This is a genomic window from Novosphingobium sp. FG137 (genome assembly GCF_057809735.1).
In genome coordinates, this window is the sequence record NZ_JBMDKN010000001.1 from 553,296 (window position 1) to 577,763 (window position 24,468).

Here is a 24,468-nt window from a genome sequence, read left to right on the forward strand (position 1 = left end):
GCAGCTTTCAGCGCAAACGGATGGTGGTGATGAGATCGCGCTCCGGCGCGCCATCGCGGCCAAAGTCTTTGGCGGCATCGGCGATCATGGCGTAGAAGCCGAGCAGACTGGGGCGAGGGGCATAGAGCTCGGTCATGTGGCCGAGGCTCGCGCTGGTATCGGCAAAGGCATAGACGAAGCCATCGGCCATTTCCGCGCGCATCGCGCAAGGGGTGCCCTGCGCCGCGAACTCGGCCAGCACTGCATCGACATCCTCGACGAAGACCGCAACGTGGTGCAGCCCATAGCGGCCCGAGCCTTCGGGAAACATGTCATGGAAGGGCGAGGGGCCGGGATTGTTCTGCTGCACGAACTCCACCATCACATCGCCCCATTGCCCATAGGCGGAGCTGTGATCGTGCAGACGCTCCACGCCCCGGTGAACCGCCCGCGCTACCGGGATATTGTCCGCGACGAAGAACGGGCCGGAGCCATAGACTGCGTGGTGCGCGCGGGCCGCCGCGCGCACATCTGCGCAGAAATAGGCGATCTGCCGGATGGGCAGGCCCATTAGCTGACTTTGGCCATCAGGCGAACAGCGATTCCGGCGTTTCGATCAGTGCCTTCAAGGTCTGCAGGAAGGCCGCGCCCGCCGCGCCATCGATCGCGCGGTGATCGACCGAGAGCGAGAGCTTGATCTGGCCTTCGAAGGCGATGTCACCCTCAGCCGTTTCAGTCGCCACGCGGTTGATGCCGCCCACCGCAAGGATCGCCCCCTGCGGCGGGTTGATGATCGCGTCGAATTCCTCGATCCCGAACATTCCGAGGTTCGAGATGCTGAACGTGCCGCCGTCCATGTCCTCGAAGCTGAGGCGCCCAGCCTGCGCCTTGTCGATGAGGGCGCGGGTGGTGGCCGCGATCTGCGCGATGTGCATCCGGTCCGCCTGGCGCACGATCGGGGTGACGAGGCCCTTGGGGCTCGCGACTGCGATTGCAACGTCGGCATGCGGGAAGCTGTGCACCGCATCGGCTGCGACTTGCACGTTGACATCCGGGTGGCGAACCAGCGCCATGGCGACGGCCTTGACGAGGTAGTCGTTGATCGAGGCTTTCGTCCCCATCACGACATTGGCCGTCTTGCGCAGCGCGACCAGCTCATCTACCCGTGCCGAGACGCGCAGGTAGAAGTGCGGGATGGTCTGCTTGGCTTCGGTCAGGCGGCGGGCGACGACCTTGCGCACCTTGTCGAAGGGCTGGACGACCGGCGCGTTCGCCACCGCCACGAAGGGTGCGCCGAACACGGGTGCGGGGGCGGCTTCAGGCACGGCAGGCTTGACCGCACCAAGCACGTCGGCCTTCGAGATACGGCCGCGCGGGCCGGTGCCCTTGAGGGTGCTGAGATCGATGCCGTATTGCGCGGCAAGGCGCGCAGCGAGCGGCGAGGCGTAGACCGCGCGGGTTTCGGCCGGGAGTTCGGCGGGCCCCTCCGGCGTGTACGCCCGCTCAGGGCGCATCGCCTGGACGACGTCCTGATAGGTGATGCGGCCACCGCGGCCCGAACCGGCGATGGGTTCGATATCGACGCCGTGGGCTTCGGCGAGCTTGAGCGCTTCGGGGCTGATCGCGCGGTTGGTGACGATCTTCCTGGGTTCCGCCGCAGCGGTCGGCGCAGGTTCGGGGGCGGCCGCGGCCGGTGCCGGCTCGGCGCTGGTGGCCTTGGCGGCGACACCGGTTTCCGCCGGCTTGAACGCAGCGATGAAGGCATCGACTTCGGCATCGGTGGTGGCCGCATCGGTGAACACGCCGAGCAGTGCACCCACCGGTTGCGGCTGGTCGCTCGCGGGAACGAGCACGCGCTTCAGCACCGCGTCGTATTCCGCTTCGACCTCGTTGGTGATCTTGTCGGTTTCGATGAGGCAGATGACCTGGCCGCGCGTAAAGGCCTGGCCTTCCTGGACCATCCATTCGGCAATGGTGCCCTCGGTCATTTCGATGCCCCACTTGGGCATGCAGAAGGGGCGAATATCAGCCATGACGGCGTTCCTTAGCGGTAGGAGAGGACCTTGCGCACCGCCGCTTCGATCTTGGGGATCGAGGGCAGGTACGCGGATTCCAGCTCGCGCGCGAACGGGACGGGGGTGTGCGGCGGGGTAACACTGAGCGGTGGTGCCTTGAGGCTGGCGAAGGCCTTTTCGGCGACCATCGCGCAAATATCGCCCGCAAAGCTGCAGCGCGGATTGGTCTCGTCCACCACCACGAGGCGGCCCGTGACTTCGACCGAATCGAGGATCGCTTCCTCATCGAGCGGGCTGGTCGTGCGCGGATCGATGACGTCGCAGCCGATCCCCTCTGCCGCAAGCTTGTCGGCGACAGCTTCGCAGAAGCCGAGCAGAAGACCGGTCGAGACGATCGTGACGTCATTGCCCGCGCGGGTGAGGCGCGCGTGGCCGAACGGGATCATGAAATCCTTGTCGTCCGGCACATCGCCCTTCACGCCGTAGAGCGCCTTGTGCTCAAGGAAGATCACTGGATCATCATCGCGGATCGCGGTGCGCAGCAGGCCCTTCACGTCGGCCGGGGTGCTGGGCATCACGACCTTGAGGCCGGGCATGCCGGTGAGGATCTGGTGCACCGCCTGGCTGTGCTGCGCGGCGGCATTATAGCCCGCGCCCCAGGCCATGCGGATCACGGCGGGGCACTTGGTCTTGCCGCCGAACATGTAGCGGAACTTGGCGAGCTGGTTCCAGATCTGGTCAAGCGAGACGCCGATGAAGTCTGCGAACATAAGCTCGGCCACCGGGCGCTTGCCCGCGAGCGCGAGGCCCGCCGCCGCGCCCATGATCGCGCTTTCCGAGATCGGGGTGTCGATCACGCGGTCGCCGCCAAACTTGCCGTAGAGCCCGGCCGAGGTCGACCAGATACCGCCGATCGCTTCGGGGCCACCGGCGGTGCCGTTGCCACCCACCACGTCCTCGCCCAGCACGACGACGTTTTCGTCGCGCTCCATTTCCTCGGCGATCGTGGAGAGGACCGCCTCGCGATACATCATTCTTGCCATTGGTCGCGCTCCTCGGGGAGATCAGTACGAGATGTAGACGTCTTCGAGGACGTCTTCGGGGGTGGGCCGCGGGGCGGCCTTGGCCTTGGCGACGGCGGTTTCGATCGCCTCCATCACATCGGCATCGACGGCATCGATATCGGCGTCGGTGAGCAGGCCTGCGCCCGTCACACTGGCACGGAACTTCTTGATGCAATCGCGCGTCTCGCGGATGCGGTCGAGCTCGCCCGGGCCGCGATAGCGCTGCGGATCGCCTTCGAAGTGGCCGAAAAAGCGCTCGGTATCGAATTCGACCGCCGCCGGGCCGTTGCCGGGCACGCGGACGTAATCGAGCACTTCGCGCATGGTTTCGTAGACCGAGAAGAAGTCCGTCCCGTCACCGCGCCAGACCTTCATGCCAAAGGCTTCGGCGCGGCTGGCGATGTCCTTGTTGGTGCCGACCGCATATTCGAAGCCGGTGTGTTCGGAATAGTGGTTGTTCTCGAACACGAAGATGCAGGCCGCCTTGGTGACGACGGCCATGTTCATCGCCTCGAACGTGGTGCCCTGGTTGCACGCGCCGTCGCCCGAGAAGGCGATGGAGACATGGCCCTTGCCATCGATCTTGGCGGCGATCCCTGCGCCCACTGCGATCGGCGCGCCCGCGCCGACGATGCCGTTGGCGCCCAGCATGCCCTTGTCGATATCGGCGATGTGCATCGAGCCGCCCTTGCCCTTGCACAGGCCGTCGCGGCTGCCCCAGATCTCAGCCATCATGCCGTTCACGTCGCAGCCCTTGGCAAGGCAGTGGCCGTGGCCGCGATGGGTGGAGACGATCTTGTCATCAGGGGAAAGATGCTCGCACACGCCGACCGCGACGGCTTCCTGCCCGCAGTAGAGGTGGGTGAAACCGGCGATCTCGCCGGTCTGGATATCGACGTGAAGACGTTCCTCGAACTCGCGGATGACCTTCATCTGGCGATAGGCTCGCAGCAATTCGTCGCGGCTGAGTTGCACCTTCAATCTCCCGGTTTGCTGGCCAGCGCGGCGGCGGAGGCCGCGCTCGGATCATGGTTTCACTTGGCCACCCGGCGCACCGCTTGAGAAGCCATAAAAGTGATAGGTAAGCGCGGAACTCTGCGCAATCAGCGATCCGTGCGGGGCACCGTGCTGCCCGCGATGACCGATGCGCCATCGTCGATCACGTGGCTCTGGCCGGTGATGAAGCGGCTTTCGTCCGAGGCGAGAAAGAGCACGAGATTGGCGACATCGACGGGGGCACCGAGGCGGTTCATCGCGGTGGCGTTGTCGTGCACCGGAGCCGCCGCGCCCAGTTCGGCGAGCTTGCCGCCGAGGCTCTGCACCATCGGTGTGTCGATCCCGGCGGGGAGCACCGAATTGCAGCGTACGCCGCGCCCGTTCTTGATGGAGTAAGCGGCGGTAGCACGGGTATAGGCATCGATCGCGCCCTTGGCGGCGCTATAGGCGGCAAACGTCGGCTCGCCCTGAATCGCGGCGATGGAGGCCATGTTGACGATCGAGCCGCCACCGTTTGCGGCCATCGCCGGGATCGCGTGCTTGGTGCCGAAGACGACGCCGTCGAGGCTGACGGCCATGATCTTGCGGTAGTTCACTTCGGTCAGCGTTTCGGGATCGCCGAATTCGACTATCCCGGCGTTGTTGACGAGGACGTCGAGCCGGCCGTGGCGGGCGACGATGTCCGCAATCAGCGCTTCCCACTCCGCCTCGCTCGTCACATCCAGGCGCTTGTATTCCGCGCTCTTGCCCAGTTCTGCGGCGAGCGCGCTGCCTGCGGCATCGTCGACATCGGTGAGGATGACGGTCGCGCCTTCGGCCACGAAGAGGCGGGCGTCTGCCGCGCCGAGGCCCTTGGCGGCGCCGGTGATGATGGCGACCTTGCCTTTCAGACGGTCCATTTCAGGCCTCCAGCTTCACCGCGCCGGGGCGCGGCGGGCCGGCTTCGCGGGCCACGAGCGCACAATCGTGGTAGTGGATGGTGTATTCGACCATAAGGCCATCGACGCAGCGGGTGGTTTCCGCAAGCGAGGTGCTGATGCGGTTTCCGGTGAGCTTCGAGGTCATCGTCATGCGCAGCTGCAGGCAGAAGTAGTTCTCGTCCGTCAGGATGCCGAGGCGGTCCACCACCACGTCGTCCCAGTAGCTCCAGACGTGGGGGAACAGGCGGATCAGCGCGTCCTGCCCCTTCCAGTCGCCGCCGAAGGGAAGCTCCGGCGGTTCGTGGACGACATAATCGGGAGAGGTGATCGCCATCACCCCGGCCCAATCACCCTTGTCGATGCAGCCGAGCATGGTGTGGGCGAGCTCGAGCGGAGTTTTGCTCATCGGATCAGAACTGTACACGCTTGGTGAAGCCACCGTCGATCACGAGATTGACGCCGGTGGAGTATGACGAGGCGGGGCTGGCAAGGAACACGACCGAGCGCGCAACCTCGTCCGGCGCGCCGAGGCGGCCCATCGGCATCTGTGCCTTGATGCTCTTGTAGAAGTCCGGCATCGCGCCCTGGATCATCTCCCAGCTGCCACCGGGGAACTCGATCGGACCGGGCGAGACTGTGTTGACGCGGATGCCCTTGGGCGCCAGCGCCTGCGAAAGCTGCGAGGCATAGGTGATCAGCGCGGCTTTAATCGCGTTGTAGGCCTGCGGCATGATGAACGTCTCGATCGCGGCGGTGGACGACATCACGATGATCGAGCCTGCGCCCGAGGCCTCCAGCGCCGGGGTGAGCGTTTCGATGCCTTTGACGGCAGCCATGATGTCCACGTCGAGGCACTTCTGCCAGTCCTGCGTGGCACCGGCGCCGGAAACGCTGGCCATGTTGATGAAGATGTCGCAGCCGCCGAGCTTTTCGACCGCGCCGTTCAGCCACGCGACGTAGCCTTCGATATTGTTCGTCATGTCGAAGGCGTCGCCATGCGCCTTGCCCTCGTTGCCGGCGAGTGCGGCGAGGGCCGTGTCGATCTTGGCCTGATCGCGCGAGAAGAACGCGACGTCGGCGCCTTCAGTGGTGAGGATCTTGAGGATTTCGAGGCCGATGCCGCGGGCCCCGCCGTTCATGATGACTTTCTTGCCCTTGAGACCCAGATCCATCGCGCTCTCCATCCATGGCTTTCGCCCGGTGAACCCGGGCCTTTGCTACGCCAGAATAGCCAAAACGAGGGCGCTGACAGCGCGCGGAATTGATAGTTTCTGAGCCCTCTGAATCGCCTTAGGCTCCCCTCCAATTGGGAGAGAATATGGCTATCACCGGACCGATCGAGGACCAGCTCGCCATCCGCGCGCTGCACGACAACTATGCCGACGCCGTGTTTCGGCGCGACGCCACCGATTGGGGCGCGCTCTGGGCGGACGATGCCGTCTGGGATCTGGCGGGGCACACCGTGAACGGCAAGGACGCGATCGTCGGCCTGTGGACCGGCGCGATGTCGACCTTCGCTTTCGTCGGCTTCTTCTATCAGACCGGCGCGATCGCTATCGATGGCGATACGGCGACCGGCCGCGTCTACACCAACGAGACGCTCGAAGACCTCGAAGGCAACCTGCGCCGCAGCATCGGCCGTTACGAGGACATATACGTCAAGCGCGGCGGAACCTGGCTCTATCAGAGCCGCAGTTTTTCAGTTCTGAAGGGGTATTCGTGATGATCGTGGTTGTCGCAGGTGAGATCGATTTTGCGCCGGAAGTCCGTGACGAGGTTCTGAAGGACGCCCAGCCGCTGATCGACATGGCTCTCGCGGAGAAGGGCTGCCGCCATTACGCGTGGAGCCTCGATCCGCACCATCCGGGCCGCATCCACGTGTTCGAGGAGTGGGAGACCGCTGAGGATCTCGCCGTTCACCTGCTCGCCGAATCCTACTTCAAGATGGGCGCGCATCTCGCCGGGTTCACCATCCTGGGTGCCAATACGCGCAAGTATCGCTGCGACATTTCGGAACCGGTCTATGGCCCGGACGGGGTCGCGACGGCGAACTTCCTCACCGCAAAGGACTGACTGCGATGACCAATCTCTCGGGCAAGGTGGCTGTCGTGATCGGCGCGGCGGGTGCGGGCAACATGGGCCAGCACATCGCCCAAACGCTTGCCGATGCGGGGGCCAAAGTCGTCGTCGCGGGGCGCAAGGCGGAGGAGCTCAAGAAGTTTGCCGGCGTGATCGCGGGCGATTGGGCGCTGTGCGACTTGTCGAAAAAGGCCGATGTCGAGGCACTGGCGACCACAGTGCTGGACCGCCACGGCAAGGTGGACATCGCAATCAACGCGACCGGTTGGGGCCTGCTCAAAGGCCTCCACGAGATCACCGAGGAAGAGCTCGACCAGATCATCGCGCTGCAGCTGAAGGGCGTGCACTATTTCCTGAGCGCGTTCGTCAGGGCAATGCCGCACGGCGGTTCGCTGATCCAGATCTCCTCGGCCACCACGCAGTGCGTGATCGACGATCATGCCGCCTATATCGCGACCAAGGCAGGGTCTGAGGCGCTGATCCGCTGCGTTGCCAACCAGTATGGCCCGCAGGGCATCCGCGCCAATGTGCTTTCCCCCGGCTTCACCGAAAGCCCGATGACCGAGCAGTCCTTCGCGGTGCCCGGTCTCGTCGATGCCTTCACCAAGGAATATCCGCTGGGCCGCGTCGGCACTTCGGAGGATATCGCCAAGGCGGCGCTGTGGGTGGTGAGCGACGATTGCTTCATGTCGGGCCAGAACCTGCAGATCAACGGCGGTTTGACCCTGCGGCGCAACCCGCGGCCGGGCGAAATCAGCGCTGCGATCGGTGCAGCGATGGCGGCGTTGCAGGCGCAGAGCTGATCCGAACGCCTACGGTTTCGAGTTCGCAAGCCCTCTCTCCGCAAGGAGGGAGGGCTTTTCCACATCGCCCTCGTCATTGCGAGGAGCGAAGCGACGACGCAATCCAGAGCGGTTAGGCATGGCCGCTCTGGATTGCTTCGCTGCGCTCGCAATGACGAACTGTGGGGTACGATGGTGAAGAAAGGCGGTGTCTGCGCCTACCCCGCCTTCTCAGCCTCCATCTGCGCCTTGATCATCGCGCGCAGTTGGTCCTTGCGGATCTTGCCCGAGGCAGTGCGGGGGAATGTGTCCACCCATTCGATGCGTTCGGGGCACTTCTGCTTGGCGAGGCCAGCCTCGCTGACGAAGGCTGAAAGGGCGGCCATGTCCGGCCGATCTTCGCCCATCGGGATGAGATAGGCGCAGATGCCTTCACCAAGGCGCGGGTGCGGCATCGAGACGACGGCGGCTTCCTTGATCGCGGTGTTCAAGTGGAGCACATCCTCGATTTCCTTGGCGCTGATGTTCTCGCCGCCCCGGATGATGAGGTCCTTCTTGCGCCCGGTGATGACGAGTGCGCCCGAGGGGGTGATCCTGCCGATATCGCCGGTGCGGAAGAAGCCGTCCTCCGTCAGCGATTCGCGGGTCTGCTCCGGGTCGGCATAGCCGAGGAACATGGCGGGGCCGCGCACGAGAATTTCGCCATCGGTGCCATGGGGCACTTCGTTGCCGTCGTCGTCCACCAGCCGCAGTTCGTAATCGAGCGCGGCGCCATCTGTTTCAGCCGCTTCCACGAGGCTGTTTTCCGGCAGGATGCCGGGGGTCGCCAGCGGCACTTCGGAGCTGCCGTAGACGCGGTAGGCGCAGGGGTGCGCGAGGCGCTTGTTGGCGGTGTAGACCAGCTCCGAGGGGATGGCCGCGCCGCCGCAGGCGAAGCGGCGGAAGGTGGGCAACTTGGAGCCGACTGCCTCCGCCGCGTCGCACAGTTCCTGCAGGAAGGGCGTGGCAGCGACGGTGGAGGTGATCCCGTAGCGGTCGATCAGATCGACCGCGTCCTTGGCCTTCCACACTTCCATGAGGACAACCTGGCTGCCCGAGGCGAAGGGCTTCTCGAGCCCGCCGGAGAAGCCGCTGATGTGGGTGACGGGCGAGGGCATCAGCGTGATGTCGTTCGGCACGCCGCTGTAGTGCCTGCCGAACTGCGCGACACGATCCAGCGTGTTGTGCGAATGGAGCACACCCTTGGGCCGGCCGGTGGTACCCGAGGTGTAGAGGATGAGCTTCAGCGCGTTGGGATCGACCTTGTCGAGCGGGGTATTGAGGCCGCGCCCATGCTCGACCAGCGCGGCAAAATCGGGGCTGCGCTCGGTGGGCCGCACATAGATGACATGCTTCAGTTCCGGCAAATGCGGACGCACGCGGTCCACCATCCCGGCGAAGTCGTAGTTCCGGAAGCTCTCAGCCACGAAGAACGCGAGGGCTTTGCTGTCGCCCAGCATCTGGATCACTTCGGAGTCGCGGTAGATCGGCACGATCGGAGCGATAACGAAGCCGCCGAGATTGGCTGCGAGGTTGATCACCGAGGCTTCGACCCAGTTGGGCACCTGAAAGCCGATCACGTCGCCCGTGCGCAGGCCCAGATCGTGGAGCGCGCGGGCGAGTGCCTCGCCGTCCGCGAGCAGGCTGGCGTAAGTCGGCGCGGCGGGATCATTGAGGTATACGACCTTGTCTGGATCGGTTTGGGCCCAGCGGCGCGCGTAATCGCCGATGGTCATGTTGGTCCAGCTGCCGTCGGCGGCAAACTGGGCCAGATGTGCAGGGATAGTGGCCATGATGGGCTTTCGTTATCGGATCAATTCGTGACAGCCTGCTGGTAGAGCGGATTGTCCTCGGCGTAGAAGTTGCAGTGGAAGCCGCTCGGCACGCGGAAGGGGATCAGCACGCGGGCAATCGGTCCGGCGGCGATGTCCTTGGCGGCGAAGATGGCAAGCTCGCTGGTGCCGCTGTTCGCGGGATGGACGAGCGTCATGGCATAGCCGTCCGCCTCGTCAGTGCTGCCGAGACGCGGGGCGAAGACCAGCTCGCCCGCCGCCGCGCCCGCGCCGAAGTGCCAGATGTCTTCCTCACCAGTCTCGGTGTTGTAACGCAGCACCGCGTCCATGCCTTCGACCCGCCCATCGCGGGATTTCAGGTTGATGTTGGCAAAGCTGTGGCGGCTCTTGCGCGTCATCAGGCGGTCGTCGGGGCGGGGGAACTGGATGTCGCGGCCGTTGAGGACCTCCTCCTTGATCCAGCCGGTGTTGCCGGTGGGGTCGATGGTCCAGCGGCGCAGGCTCTGCTGGGTATCGAGATGGGTGCGGCGCGCGCCGGTTTCATCCGGGAACAAGGCCGTGCCATTGGCGGCGGCGACGTCGGCGATGATCTTGCCGTCCTCTTCCCACACGTTGAGCTCGTGGAACATGTGGCGCGGCTCGAACTCGAACCACTTGATCTGGTCCGCCGTGCCTTCGCGCGGCATGACCGCGAACTTGGTCGGGCGGTCGTTGACCCACGCGGTCATCGGCCCGCCTGCGGCAAAGCGCTTGAGGTCGGTGTCGATCGGGATGAACGGGAAGATCGCCCAGTTTTCCGTCAGCAGGAAGGTGTGCATCAGGCTGAAGTGCGGCATCGGGATGATCTCGGTCTTGCGGATCGTCCCGTCCGCCGCAACCACGTCATAGCGCATTTCCGCCGGGCCCATCATGCCGTGGATGGCTGCGCCGGTGTTGATCATTTCGCGCGTCTTGTAGTCGATCTTGGGATGCGCCGAGAAGCTGGAGGTGACGAGGCCGCCGTAGGTTTCCTCGTGCAGCGTATCCAGCTTTCGCGGATCGAGCGCCACCGGAGGCGCGCCTTCCATCAGCGCGAGAAGCTGGCCGCCGTGAAGGATGATGTTGGTGTTGCCGGTGTTGTAGCGCTTGCCCTGCACGCTGGGGTCCGAGGTCATCGGATTGCCGAAAATGCCGAACAGACGGCGCCCGGCGGCTTTTTCGAGTTCGAGCTTCTCGGTCTTGACCCAGCGGTTGCGCAGCGAGACGCGGCCATCGGCGAACTCGAATGCGAAGACCATGCCGTCGCCATCGAACCAGTGATAGTCGCCCTCGCGCGGGGCATAGAGCGGATCGGGGCCGTTGCGATAGAACATGCCGGCGAGATCATCAGGCAGCTTGCCCACCACGATCAGATCGGGCGCATCGGCCTCGAACCGGATCGGCGCATGGTGGCCGGAAAGGTAGGGGTGATCGAAGAACGGTTCTGCCATGGTCCCCAGAATCCTTGTGAAGTTCCCGCATCGCCGCGCTGGCTGGCGGCCTGCCTCCACTGTGGGTGGGATGGGGGGCACGTTCACCTGACAAAATGGGGAGTGAGCCTCGCTCCAATGGGCAAAAATGAGAGTCGTCTTGGCTGTGGCGGGGTCTAGGCTCTAGCGTTTCGGGGAGTCCCCCGATCAGGAGCTTGTCCGTGCCAGAATTGCTCGATGTGAATCGCCGTTTCCTGCTGGTCCGCCGCCCCAATGGCGCGCCGGTGGCCGAAGACTTCAGCCTTGTTTCCGAGCCGCTGCCCGAGCTGGCAGACGGCCAGTTCCTGATCCGCAATCACTACGCCTCGCTCGATCCTGCCATGCGCGGCTGGATGGACGATGCGCCGAGCTACATGCCGCCGATCCCGCTGGGGACCTCGGTGCGCGCCTCGACCGTGGGTGAAGTGGTGGCGAGCAAGACCGCCGATTTCCCGGTGGGGCAGTGGGTATCGGGGCTCAACGCGATCGAGGAATACTCGGTCTCGCAGGCGGGCGGCTTCAGCGCGCCGATCGATCCGACCATCGTGCCTTCGCCGACTAACTTCCTCTCGGTGCTCGGCGCGGTGGGGATGACGGCCTATTTCGGTTATCTTGAAGTGTGCAAGCCGCAGCCCGGCGATGTCGTGATGGTGACGGGGGCGGCGGGCGCAGTTGGCTCGCTAGTTGGCCAGATCGCCAAGCTAAAGGGCGCCAGCAAGGTTATCGGCATCGCGGGCGGGCCAGAGAAGTGCAAGCGGCTGGTGGAACGCTACGGCTTCGATGTCGCCATCGATTATCGCGGCAAGAGCGTGGACCAGCTTTCGGCCGAGATCGCAGCCGCCGCGCCGCAGGGCGTCAACGTGATCTTCGAGAATGTGGGCGGTGATATCCTCGATGCGGGGCTCAACAACCTCGCTATGCATGCCCGCATCGGCCTCTGCGGCCTGATCAGCGAGTACAACAACGCGGGCGAAAAGACCGGCGCGCGCAATGTGTGGCAACTGATCGTAAAGCGCGCCTCGCTGACCGGCCTGCTCGTGGCGGACTATGTGCCGCGCTTCGGCGAAGGCATCGCCGCGATGGCCGGCTGGGTGACCGAGGGCAAGCTGGTGTTCGATGAGCATGTCGATGAAGGCATCGACAATGCCTTGCCTGCGTTCCTGCGGCTGTTCAGCGGCTCGAACGACGGCAAGATGATCCTGAAGCTGAGCTGAGGCGGCTGAGACCATGGCGGCGAAGACGCTCCTCGTCCTTTCTGGTGGCCATCCTTACGAGGAAGGTCCGTTCGCGGCGTTTCTGGAAAGTCTCGGCGATTGGGAGGTGACCCACTACGTCCATCCCGAAGCCGAGGAGCGGGTGGCCGCCGGGGCCGCAGATAACGCGGACGCCATGCTGTTCTACGATATGCCGGGCTATACCTTTGCCGACGGCACGGTGAAGACGGCGGCGCCGTCGCCAGGCTTCAAGGCGGCGCTGGAGCGGCGGTTCGCCAGCGGGCGCGGCGCGGTCATGCTGCACCATGCGATTGCGGGCTGGGCCGAGTGGCCGCAATGGAGCGAGTGGCTGGGCGGACGATTCCTCTATCAACCCGGCCCGGTGCGCGGGGAGATGAAGCTCGATTCGGGCTATCGTCACGACGTGGACTACACGGCCGAACTGGTGGCGGAACATCCGGTGCTGGTCGGCGTCCCGGCAACATTCCCGGTGAATGACGAACTCTATCTCGGCGAAGTGTTCGAGGACGAAGTGACGCCGCTGATCCGCGCGCAGCATGATTACGTGGCGGCAAACTTCTATTCGGCGGCGCATGCCGTGGCGGGGCGGATGTTCGACAACAGCGATTGGCCGCACCCGCCGGGGAGCAATCTGGTGGCGTGGACGAAGCCGATCGGCGCGGCGCAGATGGTCTACTGCCAGTTCGGCGATGGGCCGCACACCTATGCCAACCCCGTCGTCCGCCGCGTGGTTGCCAATGCGCTGGAATGGACAGCGCAGAGCTAAGGGAGAAGCGCATGAGCCCGCAGGAAATCGTCGAGGCCTTCATCGCCGCATGGAACCGGGGTGATGCCCCCGCAGCCTTCGCCATGATGGCGGAAGATATCGTCTGGCATAACATCCCCATGGAGCCTGCCGTGGGCCTCGCCGGGGTTCAGGCGCTGATGGGGCAGTTTCCGCCCATCGAAGGCACCGAATGGATCACGCACCATATCGCTGCGAACGGCAATGTCGTGTTGACCGAGCGGACCGACAAGTTCCTCGTCGCCGGGCGCTGGCGCGCGATCCGCGTTTCGGGGACGTTCGAGATCAACGCCGAAGGCAAGGTCAGCCGGTGGCGTGATTACTTCGACATGGCCGAGTTCCAGCGGGAGTTTGCCTGACATGACGATTGCGCGTGGGCGTGACCTCACGGGGCGGCGCGCGGTCGTCACCGGCGCGGCATCGGGCATGGGCGCAGCGGCGGCGGCGCGGCTGCTGGCCGAGGGCGCGCAGGTGCTCGGCGTTGACCGGGTGGGCGAGGGGATCGTCGGCACGCATACGCTGGTGGCAGAACTTGGCGATTCCGAAGCCATCGCGGCGATTGCCGGAGCGGCGGAAAGCCTGCTCGGCGGCTGCGATATCCTCATCAACAACGCCGGCGTCTGCCCCAACGGCCCGTTCACCGAGATGACCGAGGAAGCGTGGAACGCCGCGCTATCGATCAACGTGACTGCGGTGATGAAACTGACCCGCGCACTGATGCCGATGCTGGCCGCTTCCGGCCATGGGCGGGTGGTCAATGTCGGCTCGATCATGTCGCGCTATGGCGATGCGGGGCTGGTGGCCTATACCACCTCGAAGCATGCGGTGCTGGGGCTGACCCGCGCGCTGGCAATGGAACTGGGGCCAAACGGGATCACGGTGAACTGCGTGCAGCCGGGCGCAATTGCGACGGGAATGACGCGCGATCTGTTCGAAGGCACGCCGGGCGCGAAGGACTATTACGCGGGCCGTTCTGCGCTTGGCCGGATCGGTCAGCCGGAAGATGTGGCGGATGTCATGGTGTTCCTCGCCACCGACGATGCGCGCTTCATCACCGGACAAGGCATCATGGTCGATGGCGGCGTTATGGTACACTCTTGAAAACCTGCCCGGCAGGGCAAGCGAACCTAGCATTTTCGCGCGTGGCACGGGGTATTTGACGGTGCCACATCCAAGCTGAACCAAGTGGGAACTGCCATGAATGAAATGACCAGCGCGAAATCACTGCTCGATCCCGAGGTGATGCAGAACCCGTTCCCGCTCTACCAGTGGGCCCACGCCAATGCGCCGGTGATCGAGCTGCCCGAAACCGGCATGAAGATCATCATGAGCTACGAGATGTGTTCGGAAGCGGCCGGGCGTCCGGATGATTTTTCGAACGACTTCAGCGGCGTGCTTTCGGGTGCGCTGGCCGAGGATCCGGAAGTGAGCGGCATTCTGGCCGAAGGCTGGCCGCAGATGAACACGCTGCTGACCGCCGATCCGCCAGTCCACACGCGTTTCCGCAAGCTCGTCAACCTCGCCTTCTCGATGCCGCGCGTGAACGCGCTCGAAGCCGGCATCCGCGACAAGGTCAACAAGCTGATCGATGGTTTCATCGAAGACGGCGAGTGTGATTTCGTGACCGCGTTCAGCGTCGGCCTGCCGGTGCAGGTGATCTGCGAGCAGCTGGGCTTCTCCGAGGCCGAGCGCGCAGACGTCAAGCGTTGGTCGGATGCCTTTGCCGATCGGCTCGGCCACATGATCCCGCGTGAGCGCGAGATCGAGTGCGCGCACGAGATCGTCGACTTCCAGCGCAAGCTCAAGGTCAAGATCGACGCCCGCCGCGAGACGCCGACCGATGATCTGCTTTCGGACGTGGTCAATGCCCGGCTCGATGGCGAAACGCCGCTCAACGACGCCGAAATCCTCTCTATCGCGCAGCAGCTGATGGTTGCGGGTAACGAGACGACCACGCACTCGCTGGCAGGCGGCATCGTCCACCTCGCGCAAAATCCCGATCAGCAGGACAAGGTCCGCGCCAATCCCGCGCTGATCGGCAACATGATCGAGGAAGTGCTGCGGCTCGATACGCCGACGGCGGGCATGTGGCGGCTGGTGAAGAAGGACACCGAGCTGGGCGGGCACAGCTACAAGGCGGGCGAGATGGTCATGCTGCGCTATGCGGCGGCGAACCGCGATCCGGCCAAGTATCCCGATCCTGACAAGTTCGACGTCGAGCGCACCAATGCGCGCACGCACCTCGCCTTCGGCAAGGGCATCCACATGTGCGTGGGCAACATGCTGAGCCGCAAGGAAATGACTGTCGCCTTCACCGAGTTGCTGCGCCGGCTCGATGATATCCGTATCAAGGACGGCGCGGAGCTGCGCGTTTCTCCGAACCTGCTGCTGCGCGGGTTCGTTTCGGTGCCAATTACCTTCAAGAAGGCAGCTGCATGAACTTCGATCTCGACGAGAACCAGGAGCTGTTCAAGGCGGCGGTCGAGCGCTTTTGCCAGGGACAGGACGTGGCCGCACGGCGCGCGGCGCGGGCACTGCCCGGCGGGATCGACCGGGCGCGGTGGAAGGAGCTGGCGGAGCTGGGGCTGATCGGTCTCGCTGCGGGTGAGGCGGATGGCGGCATGGATGGATCGCACGGCGATCTCGCCGTGGTGGCGCAGGCGCTGGGCCATGCGCAGGCGGTGGAACCGTGGCTGGAGTGCGGGTTCCTTCCCGCGCGGCTGCTCGCGGGTTCCTCGCACCTCGAGGGCGTGATTGCGGGCGACAAGATCGCAGCGTTTGCCTTTGCCGAGCCGGGGCGGCGCTTCGTGCTGGAAGCGAGCGGCGTGAAAGCGCGCGGCGGCAAGCTGAGCGGCACCAAGCAGTTCGTGTTGGGCGGCGGCGCGGCGGATGTGTTCGTGGTGACCGCCGAGGATGGCGGCAAGACCGGGCTCTATGTGGTCGATGCCAAGGCGGCGGAAGTCGAAGTGCGGCCCTATCCAGTCGCGGATGGCGGCGTCGCGGCCATCGTGACGTTCCACGATGCGGCGGCGGAAGGCCCGCTCACGGCGGACCTCGCCGCGGTGATCGATGAGGCGCGGCTGATGGCGGCGGCAGAGATGACCGGCATTGCCCAGCGCCTGTTTGCCGACACGTTGGAATATCTCAAGACGCGCGAGCAGTTTGGCCAGCCGTTGGGGCGGTTCCAGGTGCTCCAGCACCGCATGGTGGATGCTTATGCGCGGGTCGAGAGCATACAGTCCGCGATTCTTCGCGCGCTGCTGCAGCCTGCGGCACCGATGGCGGCGATCAAGGCCCATGTGGCTGAGAACGCGATCTGGGTCGGTCATCAGGCGGTGCAGCTGCACGGCGGCATGGGCATGAGCGACGAACTTGGGATCGGCCACGGGCTCAAGCGGATCGTGCTTTTGTCCAAGCTGTTCGGCGATCCGGCGAGCGATATTCTGGATTACGCCCGCGCGGCGTGACCGCGGCGGGTAATTGGAGTGTTAGGAATGACCAAGCGGATCGATGCCCACTTCGTGGCCGCCGGCAAATACCACGATATCGACTTCGCCCGGCTCGAAGTGCTCAAGCTGCTCGGCGAGCATCCGGAAATCCGCACCACCGTGGCGATGGACTTTTCGAACACCGAGCGGCTGGAGCAGTGCCAGTTCCTCGTGACCTACACCTGCACCGTGCTGCCGACGCCGGAAGAGACGGTGAAGATCAAGGAATTCCTTGATCGCGGCGGGCGCTGGCTGGCGCTCCATGGCACCAATTCGATCCTGAAGTTTGTCGAAGGCGGGGTCGATTGCCCAGAAGAGCGCGACGACGTGATGGAAGTGCTCGGCACCCAGTTCAAGGCGCATCCGCCCATCGGGCCGTTCCGTGTCGAGGTGGTCGACAAGACCCATGCGCTCACGCAAGGCCTCGAAGATTTCGACGTGATCGACGAGCTTTACATCATGAAGGAAAAGGCGCCGATCAAGATCCTGATGCAGACGCGCTTCGATGGTGAGGCTACCGGCTTCATCGAGGCGAACTATTCGAACGTCGTCGTGCCGATCCTCTACTTGCGCGATCACGGCAAGGGCGGGGTGCTCTACAATACGCTCGGCCACTGCCGCAGCCATTTCGATGTCATTGAATTGCTGCCCTTTTGGACACATCCCGAACGCTGCAGTTGGAACTATCCCGTGTATTACGAGACGCTGCGCCGCGGCATTCGCTGGGCCATGAGTGAGATAGCCTGATGGATATGGATTTTGCCCCCGAGGATCTCGCCTTCCAGAAGGAAGTGCGCGCATTCCTCGACGACAAGCTCAACGCCCGCCTGCGCGAGGGCGCGGCCAGCACACCGAGCGTGTTCACCGAGCCCGACATCACCCGCGAATGGCAGGCCATTCTCGCCGAGAAGGGCTGGCTCGCCACCTCGTGGCCGGTCGAGGATGGCGGTCCGGGCTGGACGCCGACGCAGAAGTACATTTTCGAGAAGGAATGCGCGATTGCCGGCGCGCCTTCGCTGCCGATCCTGGGCCTGCGCCTCGTCGGACCGGTGATCTGCCACTTCGGCACGCCCGAACAGAAGGCGCGCTTCCTGCCCCGTATCATTTCGGGCGAGGATTACTGGTGCCAGGGCTATTCCGAACCGGGCGCGGGGTCAGACCTTGCTGCGGTGAAGACGCGCGCTGAACGGGTCGGTGACAAGTACGTGGTCAACGGCTCCAAGATCTGGACCACCCATGCGCACCACGCCAACTGGATCTTCGCGCTCGTCCGCACCGATCCCACTGTGCAGAAGCAGCGCGGCATCAGCTTCCTGCTCATCCCGATGGAGCAGCCGGGGGTCAGCGTCTCGCCGATCATCACGATGGCGAACGACCACGAGGTCAACGCGACCTTCTTCGACAATGCCGAAACCCCGGCGGACAACCTGATCGGCGAGGAAGGGCAGGGCTGGACGATCGCCAAGTTCCTGCTCGAGAACGAGCGCGGCGGTTCGTGCGCGGCGCCTGCGCTGCTGGCCAAACTCGACCGGATCGAACGCTGGGCGCGCGAGGAAGCCTCGGGCACCAATGGCAGCATGATCCATGATCCCAATATCTCGCAGCGCCTGGCCCGCCTGCGGCTTGAAGCGCAAGCCTTCGAAGTGACCGAGCTGCGCATCCTGGCCGAGCTCGCCAAGGGCCGCCCGGCTGGGCCGCAGACCTCGCTGGTTAAGCTCACGAGCTCGAACCTGCGGCAGGCAATCGACGAACTGGCCGTGGACCTGTTCGGCTACGATGGGTTGCAGCTCCCCGTCACCCGCCCGCTCTATGGTAACGAGGCGCCCGAATATGTCGGCAGCCGCGCTGCGCAGCTTTCGATGCCCGCCTATCTCAACGGCCGCGCCTACACGATCTTCGGCGGCTCGGACGAAGTGCAGAAAACCATCATCGCCAAGCAGGTCTTGGGCCTCTGACCTGTTACCCGGAAGCCCCATGTCCGAACCGTTTCGGATGGGGCTTCCGCTACGGCACGCACTAGGTTAGCATGCGAATCGATCCGGATGCCGGAATAACTGGCACCGACGAGAGGATGCACCATGGACTGGGCGAACACCACCTTCGAGCAGGTGACGATTCGGGCCGTTGAAGACGTGCGGCCCGCCGCAATTGCCATTCGCGACGTTGCCTTGAAGCTTGACCTGCGCATAGCGGTCTGCCCCGACATTTCGTCGAAGGAGCAGATGCTCGATGCCGATGGCAAGATCATCAACGCGGACATCTTCGGCTGGACCGCCGATGGCGAGCGCTGGTGGGAGAACGGCACGCTGGCGCTCTCCTCGCCCTTCCCGCGCGCCAGCCGGTATGAAAGCGAGCCCTTCTGGTGCAACGCCCACGGTGCTTTCACCGTCAGCCGCAACAACTACCTTGAAGACCTGAACTTTTCGGAGTTCCACAAGTTCAGCAAGGCGCGGGCGATGATCGTCATCCCCTCGCACCTCTCGTTCGGCCAGATCGCCGCAGCGAGCTTCGTGCCGGTGGACAAGACGCTCGATGACTTGTCGAACGTGTTTGCCGAGCACGGCGATTTCCTCGGTGCGCTGACCCGGCGCTTCGTGGCGAGCTACGTCAGCACGATGCGCACGCAGCAGTGGATCCCGAGCGACTGCCGCCTCTCCAAGCGCGAGGTTGAATGCCTGCGCTGGGCCGCCATCGGCAAGACCGACAAGGAAATCAGCCTGATCCTCGCGCTGAGCCACGCAACCGTGCGCTATCACATCCAGCGCGCGGGCGAGAAGCTCAACGCGGTGAACCGCAGCCAGGCTGTGTTCAAGGCGGGGCAGCTGGGGTATTTGGGGGCGGCGGCCTGAGGGCCGCCCAAACCCCAACCACCATTTCGTCATCCCCGCGAAGGCGGGGATCCAGAGCCGGCGCAGCGCAATGTTGCTCTGGATCCCCGCCTTCGCGGGGATGACGAGGTCTTGGGGCGGACCTTAAACCCCCATCATCCCCGCAGTGCTCGCCCCGTCGATCCCGTATTCCGAGCCGGAGATGAAACCCGCTTCGTCCGAGGCGAGGAACGCCACCAGTGCGGCAATTTCCTCGACCCGGCCCATGCGGCCGATGGCAGACATCGCGTTGAATTGCGCACGCGCGGCGGCGCTGTCGGGCGACCGGTCAATCACGCCCCGGATCAATTCGGTCTCGACCACGCCGGGGTGGATCGAATTGACGCGGATCTTCGTCTTCAGAGTGGCGCAGTGGAGCGCCGAGGATTTCATCAGCGCAATCAGCGCGCCCTTGCTCGCCGAATAGGCGACGTAGTTGGCCAGCGGCCGATAGGCGCTCATCGAAGAGTTCACCACGATGGAGCCGGTAGGCCCATCGGGATTGGCGCGCATCGCGCGGATCGCGTGCTGGATGGTCAGCATCACACCGGTGAGATTGACTCCCATGACCCGCTCCCATGCTTCCATGGTGATGTCCTCAACGCTGCTGTCACCGGTTTCGATGCCGGCGTTGGCGAAGGCGACATCAAGCCGGCCATGCTCGGCCTTGATTTGGGCCATCAGCACGTCCCATGCGGCGGCGTCCTCCACGCGGTGCGCGACGAACTGCGCGCCGGTTTCGGCGCAGAGCGCGGCGGCGGCTTCAGCCTTGGAGCCAGTGAACACGACCTTCGCGCCCTCGCTCGCAAGCCGCCGCACGGTGCCCGCCCCGATGCCCGAAGTGCCCCCGGTGATCAGCGCCACTTTGCCTGCGAACCGTCCGCTCATGCATTTCCTCCTTGGTTTGGAGCAATGATAGGGCGGCGATGCGGACCGGCTACTGGCAAATTTGATCTCGACCATAACTTCGTCATTGCGAGCACAGCGAAGCAATCCAGAGCGGTAGCGCGTGACGCTCTGGATTGCTTCGCTGTGCTCGCGATGACGAGGGAATGGTGTGACGGAGGTGGTTGGGCCAGGTTTGGGGGACCTTACCGCCCCCACACCCGCAATTCGCCTATCACGGCAATCGCACCGCTGGTGCCGACCGGCTCCACCGTCCCATCCATGAAGAAGCCGAGCATCGCGGCATCGGCCACATCGATGTGGCAGAGCGTGCGCCTGCCTTCCGGCGTGCGCGCGATGACCACGCCGCTGGAAGGCGCGCCTTCACGGTTGTGGAAGACCGTGTAGCTTTCGACCATTGCGGGGCCGACGTAGTCCTTGTCGAGTTCGGGCACAGGCCCGCGCGCCGCGTCGGCTTCGGCCTGATAGTCGAAGTCCTGCGGGAACTGCGCGGCGGCGATGGGCTGGCGCGAGACGACGATGCAGTGGTTGTCCGTTGCGTAGCCGCCGTTGGCGAACAGGAAGCCGGTCTGGCCATCCCCCGAGCGGAGGCGGTCCACCATCGAGACGACCGCATGGCTCATGTAATTGGCGATGGGGCCGCCGCCGAATGTCAGCCCGCCAAACACCGTGGCGGGCTTATCCAGCGGCCAGCCGAGAACGCGGCGCGCCATCTTGGGGACGCAGGGGAAGCAGCTGTAGAGCTCGACATGGTCGAAATCCGCGCCGGTCATCGCGTTGAGCTCCAGCGTGCGGCGTATCGCGGTGTCCATGCTGGAGGAGCGATCATAGCGGTCGCGGCGCAGGATGCTGGGGTCTTCCTTCGCGGCGGCGCCCATGCCGACGTAGATCAGCCGCTCCTCGGGAATGCCGCGCCGCCGCGCTTCGGCGAGGCTGGCGACAAGGAAGCCCGCACCTTGGTTCACAGAGGAGTTGGCGACGGTCAGCTTGGTATAGGGGAAGGCCAGCGGACGGTTGGACGGACCCGGCGTGAGGATGTCTTCGGCGCTCACGGCTTTCCTGATCCACGCGCCTTCATTGGCGGCGGCAACCTGGCTCATGCCCGCCCAGATCGCGCCGCTTTCGGCCTGCGCCTCGGCCAAGGTCTGACCATAAGCGGCGCGACCGGCATTTTCGTAGATCGGGTAGACATCGACCGGCGCGGTCAGGCCATGCGCCTGCGCGTAAGTAGGATCGCGGCGGGTCGAGACATTGCGGACCGCGTTGTAGCTCTTGTCCTCGCCTTTTGCCGCCAGCGCGGCAAGGCCGGCGGCGGTGCGCAGGGCTTCCGCGCCGACCACGGCGGCAAGCTTCACTTCGCCTGCGCCGATGCGGTTGGCCGCTTCGTTGAGCAGGCGGATCGGGGTGTCGCCATGCGGGGCTTCGGACTGGTAGTTTACCGCCGGGTTCGCGCCGATGGCTGCAGCCACGCGGTCGCACAGATTGCCGAGGTGGCGGAAGCTGATCTGATCGACGATAGCGAGGCTGTCGAGGTCAGCGAGCAGATTTCCGCCCGCATCGGTTTCCGCGATGCGCAGCGCTGCGGCCATCAGGCCCGGCGGATCGAGCCCGAGTTCGGGGCTCGCGGGCCGGTCGTTCAACTGGCCGACGCCGATGATTACGGGGATGCGTTCGGGATCAGTCCCCCATGAAGAATCGGACAAAGGCGCATTCATCGGGCAGTCTCCAGATAGGATTTGGTGGCGACCATCTCGCGGATCTTCTCGGGGATCGTTTCGAGCACGCCCGCCGCTTCAAGGGAAATGCATTCGGCTTCGTCCATACCCAGCCAGTCGTGCATCACGGCGTAAGTGTCCTGACACATCAGCGGGGCAGGGCGGGCGTCCGCATCCGGGATCGATTGCCAGACCGCAGGGCGGCGCTCGGCGGTCATCGGTTCGGGGAGCAGATCGTGCGGATCGCTGCGGAAGAGACCGCGCGCCGTGTAGTAGGAATGATCGGCAAGGTCCGCAGCGCGGAGCATGGGGGCAGCGGGAATGCCGGCGGCCTGCAAAGCTCGCGCGGCTTCTGCAGCCCCCCTGTCCGCCAGCCATGCGGCGAGGTCCTGGCTGCCGATCACGGCGGAGAGCCGCTGACGGTCGGCCTCATCGCGCGGGGTGACGACGCACCATTCATCTTCGCCCTTCGCGGGGAACACGCCCGATAGCGCGTCCTCGCTGTCTGCGAGGCCGAGCGCGGTGCCGGCGACTTCGGTGGCGAGTTGGGCAAGCATGACTTCGGCCTGCGCCACATCGACATGCCCGCCGCGCCCGGTGCGCTGGCGGCGGGCAAGGAGCGCCATGACCGCGCTCGCGCCGATGCGGCCGCAGACGTGATCAGGGTAGATCGTGACCGAGTCCGAGAAGCTCTCCGGATCATCGGGGTAGCGCCACATTGCGGTGAGCCCCGCGGCGGCGCGAACCAGCGGGCCGTAGCCCATGCGCTTCGACCACGGGCCGGTCGCGCCGAACGCGCTCGATTCCACCGCGATCAGCCGCGGGTTGATCCGGCTGAGTTCGGCATAGCCGAGGCCGAGCGATTCGAGTGTGCCGGGCTTGAAATTGGAGAGCATCACGTCGGCATCGGCGACCATGCGGCGCAGCAGGGCCTTGCCCTCATCGGACTTGAGATTGAGGCCAAGGCTACGCTTGTTGCGGTGACCTGCGCCGAAGCTGCTCGAAAGACCGATCTTCAGCCAGGTCTGCCGCGAGCCATCGGGGAAGGCAGCGGATTCGATCTTCACCACATCCGCGCCGAGATCGGCGAGCAGGCGGCCGGTCTCTGCACCGACAACGATCACGCCAAGATCGAGCACCTTGAGGCCTTCAAGCGGCCGGCCGGGCTTTGCAGTCGCGTGTGCCGGGCGCGGGGTGGGGGCACTGGCGTGGATTGGTCCCATGCGCTGCCCGTCGATCACCATCAGGCCATCGGGGACGGGCACGCGGCGACCGCCAGGCAGGTCCACCTCGGCAAAGGTGCCGCGCGCGCGGATGTGATCGGCGGCAAGGCAATCGCCGAGGGTGTTGAGCCCAGCAAGGGGGACGCCGTGCTGCTGGCCGAGCGCCTCGATTTCGGCGCGGGTCTTGTCGGCAAGGAAGGCCTGCATCGCCGCGAGCAGTTCCTTGCTTTTGAAGCGGATCATGATGTCGCGGAATTCCGGCCCGGCGAATTCGGCGGGCGAGCCCATCATCGCGTGCATCCCCTGCCACTGGCGCGGGGCGAGCACGCAAAGGCGGACATAGCCATCGGCGACCGGGATGATCGGATATTGCACGCCCTTGGGCGGGCGGCCGGGTGGAAGCGAGGCGGCGGGGCGGCCATTGGTGGCGCTGCCGGAAATGCCGAATGCGGGATCGAGCGCCTGCATCGCGCCATCGAGCGCGGCGTAATCGACATGGGTGCCAGTGCCGCTGACGAGCGCCTGCGTGAGCGCGGCCATCGCGACGAAGGCGCCTTGCGCCACCGCGCACTGCAGCGCGATCTCGCCCGGCGGTAGCAGCGGCGCACGGCCCCTGATGCCCGAGCGCGAGAGTTCGCTGGTGAGGGCGTGGAGCACCCCGTCGGTCCACTGCCAGTGTGAGAAGACGTTGCCGAGGCCGAAGCCGGTGGCGGTCATGTGGACGAGCGCGGGGTTGGCGGCGCGGATCGCGGCCCAATCGATGCTGTCCGATTCTGCGGAGAGATCTTCGATGATCAGGTCAGCGCAGGCCAGGCGTGCGGGGAGGTCTGCTTCCTCGATCGCCTCGATTCGCTTGCCGAGATTGGCCGTCCAGTATGCGAGTTCGGCGCGGGGCTGATCCTGCGGGCAGCCGCCGCGTCCGCCCAGTTCAAGGCGGATCACGTCGGCGCCGAGTTCGCGCAAGGTTCGGGCAATTCCCGCGAGCGGGCTGGCGACGAGATCGACCACCACGAGGCCGGAAAGCGGGCGGTCGATGGCCTCTGGCTGCATTCCGGGTCCCTCTCGATTATTATTGGACGAAGACTGTCCATAAAAG

At 65.0% G+C, this 24,468-nt stretch carries 24 protein-coding genes; 12 read left to right on the plus strand and 12 right to left on the minus strand.

Going from position 1 to position 24,468, the window contains the following annotated elements:
• Window positions 1-7: 7 nt before the first annotated feature.
• The 7 genes from ACODS2_RS02475 to ACODS2_RS02505 form a co-directional block, all read right to left on the minus strand.
• A complete protein-coding gene (locus tag ACODS2_RS02475) occupies window positions 8-550 on the minus strand; it encodes a VOC family protein (RefSeq protein WP_488997425.1) in 543 nt (180 codons plus the stop codon).
• 16 nt (window positions 551-566) lie between these two features.
• Window positions 567-2,012, minus strand: coding sequence for a dihydrolipoamide acetyltransferase family protein (locus tag ACODS2_RS02480; RefSeq protein ID WP_488997426.1), 1,446 nt, complete (start codon window positions 2,010-2,012; stop codon window positions 567-569).
• A gap of 11 nt (window positions 2,013-2,023) precedes the next feature.
• Window positions 2,024-3,037, minus strand: a complete 1,014-nt coding sequence (locus ACODS2_RS02485; protein ID WP_298167275.1) for an alpha-ketoacid dehydrogenase subunit beta — start codon at window positions 3,035-3,037, stop codon at window positions 2,024-2,026.
• 21 nt (window positions 3,038-3,058) lie between these two features.
• Window positions 3,059-4,033: a thiamine pyrophosphate-dependent dehydrogenase E1 component subunit alpha gene (locus ACODS2_RS02490; RefSeq protein ID WP_298167278.1), complete on the minus strand. Its 975-nt coding sequence runs from the start codon at window positions 4,031-4,033 to the stop codon at window positions 3,059-3,061.
• Window positions 4,034-4,161: 128 nt separating this feature from the next.
• The gene (locus ACODS2_RS02495; protein WP_488997427.1) at window positions 4,162-4,953 is read right to left on the minus strand and encodes an SDR family oxidoreductase; all 792 of its coding nucleotides are present in this window, start codon (window positions 4,951-4,953) and stop codon (window positions 4,162-4,164) included.
• 1 nt (window position 4,954) lies between these two features.
• A complete protein-coding gene (locus ACODS2_RS02500; protein ID WP_298167284.1) occupies window positions 4,955-5,380 on the minus strand; it encodes a nuclear transport factor 2 family protein in 426 nt (141 codons plus the stop codon).
• 4 nt (window positions 5,381-5,384) lie between these two features.
• A complete protein-coding gene (locus ACODS2_RS02505) occupies window positions 5,385-6,146 on the minus strand; it encodes an SDR family NAD(P)-dependent oxidoreductase (protein WP_298167287.1) in 762 nt (253 codons plus the stop codon).
• Window positions 6,147-6,292: 146 nt separating this feature from the next.
• Here ACODS2_RS02505 and ACODS2_RS02510 point away from each other — a divergent pair, with 146 nt between their 5' ends.
• The 3 genes from ACODS2_RS02510 to ACODS2_RS02520 are packed head-to-tail and all read left to right on the plus strand — an operon-like array spanning window position 6,293 to window position 7,856.
• Window positions 6,293-6,697 carry a YybH family protein gene (locus ACODS2_RS02510; protein ID WP_488997428.1) on the plus strand — a complete coding sequence of 135 codons (405 nt, stop codon included), beginning with the start codon at window positions 6,293-6,295 and terminating at the stop codon, window positions 6,695-6,697.
• Window positions 6,697-7,047 (plus strand): putative quinol monooxygenase, encoded by a 351-nt coding sequence (locus ACODS2_RS02515; RefSeq protein WP_421839545.1) that lies wholly within the window; start codon window positions 6,697-6,699, stop codon window positions 7,045-7,047. Before ACODS2_RS02510 ends, ACODS2_RS02515 begins: the two co-directional genes overlap by 1 nt.
• 5 nt (window positions 7,048-7,052) lie before the next feature.
• A complete protein-coding gene (locus ACODS2_RS02520) occupies window positions 7,053-7,856 on the plus strand; it encodes an SDR family NAD(P)-dependent oxidoreductase (RefSeq protein WP_298167296.1) in 804 nt (267 codons plus the stop codon).
• Between the two features lie 197 nt (window positions 7,857-8,053).
• Here the strand turns inward: ACODS2_RS02520 and ACODS2_RS02525 are convergent, their stop codons facing one another.
• Window positions 8,054-9,667 (minus strand): AMP-binding protein, encoded by a 1,614-nt coding sequence (locus tag ACODS2_RS02525; RefSeq protein ID WP_488997429.1) that lies wholly within the window; start codon window positions 9,665-9,667, stop codon window positions 8,054-8,056.
• Window positions 9,668-9,687: 20 nt separating this feature from the next.
• The gene (locus tag ACODS2_RS02530) at window positions 9,688-11,136 is read right to left on the minus strand and encodes a carotenoid oxygenase family protein (protein ID WP_488997430.1); all 1,449 of its coding nucleotides are present in this window, start codon (window positions 11,134-11,136) and stop codon (window positions 9,688-9,690) included.
• A 194-nt stretch (window positions 11,137-11,330) separates the two neighbouring features.
• Between ACODS2_RS02530 and ACODS2_RS02535 the strand changes: the two genes are divergently transcribed.
• The 9 genes from ACODS2_RS02535 (at window position 11,331) to ACODS2_RS02575 (ending at window position 19,510) form a co-directional block, all read left to right on the plus strand.
• Complete coding sequence (locus tag ACODS2_RS02535) at window positions 11,331-12,368, plus strand: NADP-dependent oxidoreductase (RefSeq protein ID WP_488997431.1); 1,038 nt, start codon at window positions 11,331-11,333, stop codon at window positions 12,366-12,368.
• 13 nt (window positions 12,369-12,381) lie between these two features.
• Window positions 12,382-13,155, plus strand: coding sequence for a ThuA domain-containing protein (locus ACODS2_RS02540; protein ID WP_488997432.1), 774 nt, complete (start codon window positions 12,382-12,384; stop codon window positions 13,153-13,155).
• Between the two features lie 11 nt (window positions 13,156-13,166).
• Window positions 13,167-13,532 (plus strand): limonene-1,2-epoxide hydrolase family protein, encoded by a 366-nt coding sequence (locus ACODS2_RS02545; RefSeq protein ID WP_488997433.1) that lies wholly within the window; start codon window positions 13,167-13,169, stop codon window positions 13,530-13,532.
• A 1-nt stretch (window position 13,533) separates the two neighbouring features.
• Window positions 13,534-14,274, plus strand: a complete 741-nt coding sequence (locus tag ACODS2_RS02550) for an SDR family NAD(P)-dependent oxidoreductase (RefSeq protein ID WP_488997434.1) — start codon at window positions 13,534-13,536, stop codon at window positions 14,272-14,274.
• 96 nt (window positions 14,275-14,370) lie between these two features.
• Window positions 14,371-15,612, plus strand: coding sequence for a cytochrome P450 (locus ACODS2_RS02555; protein WP_488997435.1), 1,242 nt, complete (start codon window positions 14,371-14,373; stop codon window positions 15,610-15,612).
• A complete protein-coding gene (locus tag ACODS2_RS02560) occupies window positions 15,609-16,640 on the plus strand; it encodes an acyl-CoA dehydrogenase family protein (protein WP_488997436.1) in 1,032 nt (343 codons plus the stop codon). Before ACODS2_RS02555 ends, ACODS2_RS02560 begins: the two co-directional genes overlap by 4 nt.
• Window positions 16,641-16,667: 27 nt before the next feature.
• On the plus strand, window positions 16,668-17,408 hold the full coding sequence (locus ACODS2_RS02565; protein ID WP_298167323.1) for a ThuA domain-containing protein: 741 nt from the start codon (window positions 16,668-16,670) through the stop codon (window positions 17,406-17,408).
• Window positions 17,408-18,616, plus strand: a complete 1,209-nt coding sequence (locus tag ACODS2_RS02570) for an acyl-CoA dehydrogenase family protein (RefSeq protein ID WP_488997437.1) — start codon at window positions 17,408-17,410, stop codon at window positions 18,614-18,616. Before ACODS2_RS02565 ends, ACODS2_RS02570 begins: the two co-directional genes overlap by 1 nt.
• 123 nt (window positions 18,617-18,739) lie before the next feature.
• Window positions 18,740-19,510, plus strand: a complete 771-nt coding sequence (locus ACODS2_RS02575; RefSeq protein ID WP_298167329.1) for a helix-turn-helix transcriptional regulator — start codon at window positions 18,740-18,742, stop codon at window positions 19,508-19,510.
• A 123-nt stretch (window positions 19,511-19,633) separates the two neighbouring features.
• Here the strand turns inward: ACODS2_RS02575 and ACODS2_RS02580 are convergent, their stop codons facing one another.
• The 3 genes from ACODS2_RS02580 to ACODS2_RS02590 all read right to left on the minus strand — a co-directional run bounded on the left by ACODS2_RS02580 (window position 19,634) and on the right by ACODS2_RS02590 (window position 24,422).
• On the minus strand, window positions 19,634-20,416 hold the full coding sequence (locus tag ACODS2_RS02580; RefSeq protein WP_488997438.1) for an SDR family NAD(P)-dependent oxidoreductase: 783 nt from the start codon (window positions 20,414-20,416) through the stop codon (window positions 19,634-19,636).
• A gap of 203 nt (window positions 20,417-20,619) precedes the next feature.
• Window positions 20,620-22,149: an acetyl-CoA acetyltransferase gene (locus ACODS2_RS02585; protein WP_488997439.1), complete on the minus strand. Its 1,530-nt coding sequence runs from the start codon at window positions 22,147-22,149 to the stop codon at window positions 20,620-20,622.
• Complete coding sequence (locus ACODS2_RS02590) at window positions 22,146-24,422, minus strand: CoA transferase (RefSeq protein WP_488997440.1); 2,277 nt, start codon at window positions 24,420-24,422, stop codon at window positions 22,146-22,148. The genes ACODS2_RS02585 and ACODS2_RS02590 overlap by 4 nt, the downstream gene beginning before the upstream one ends.
• Between the last annotated feature and the right edge of the window lie 46 nt (window positions 24,423-24,468).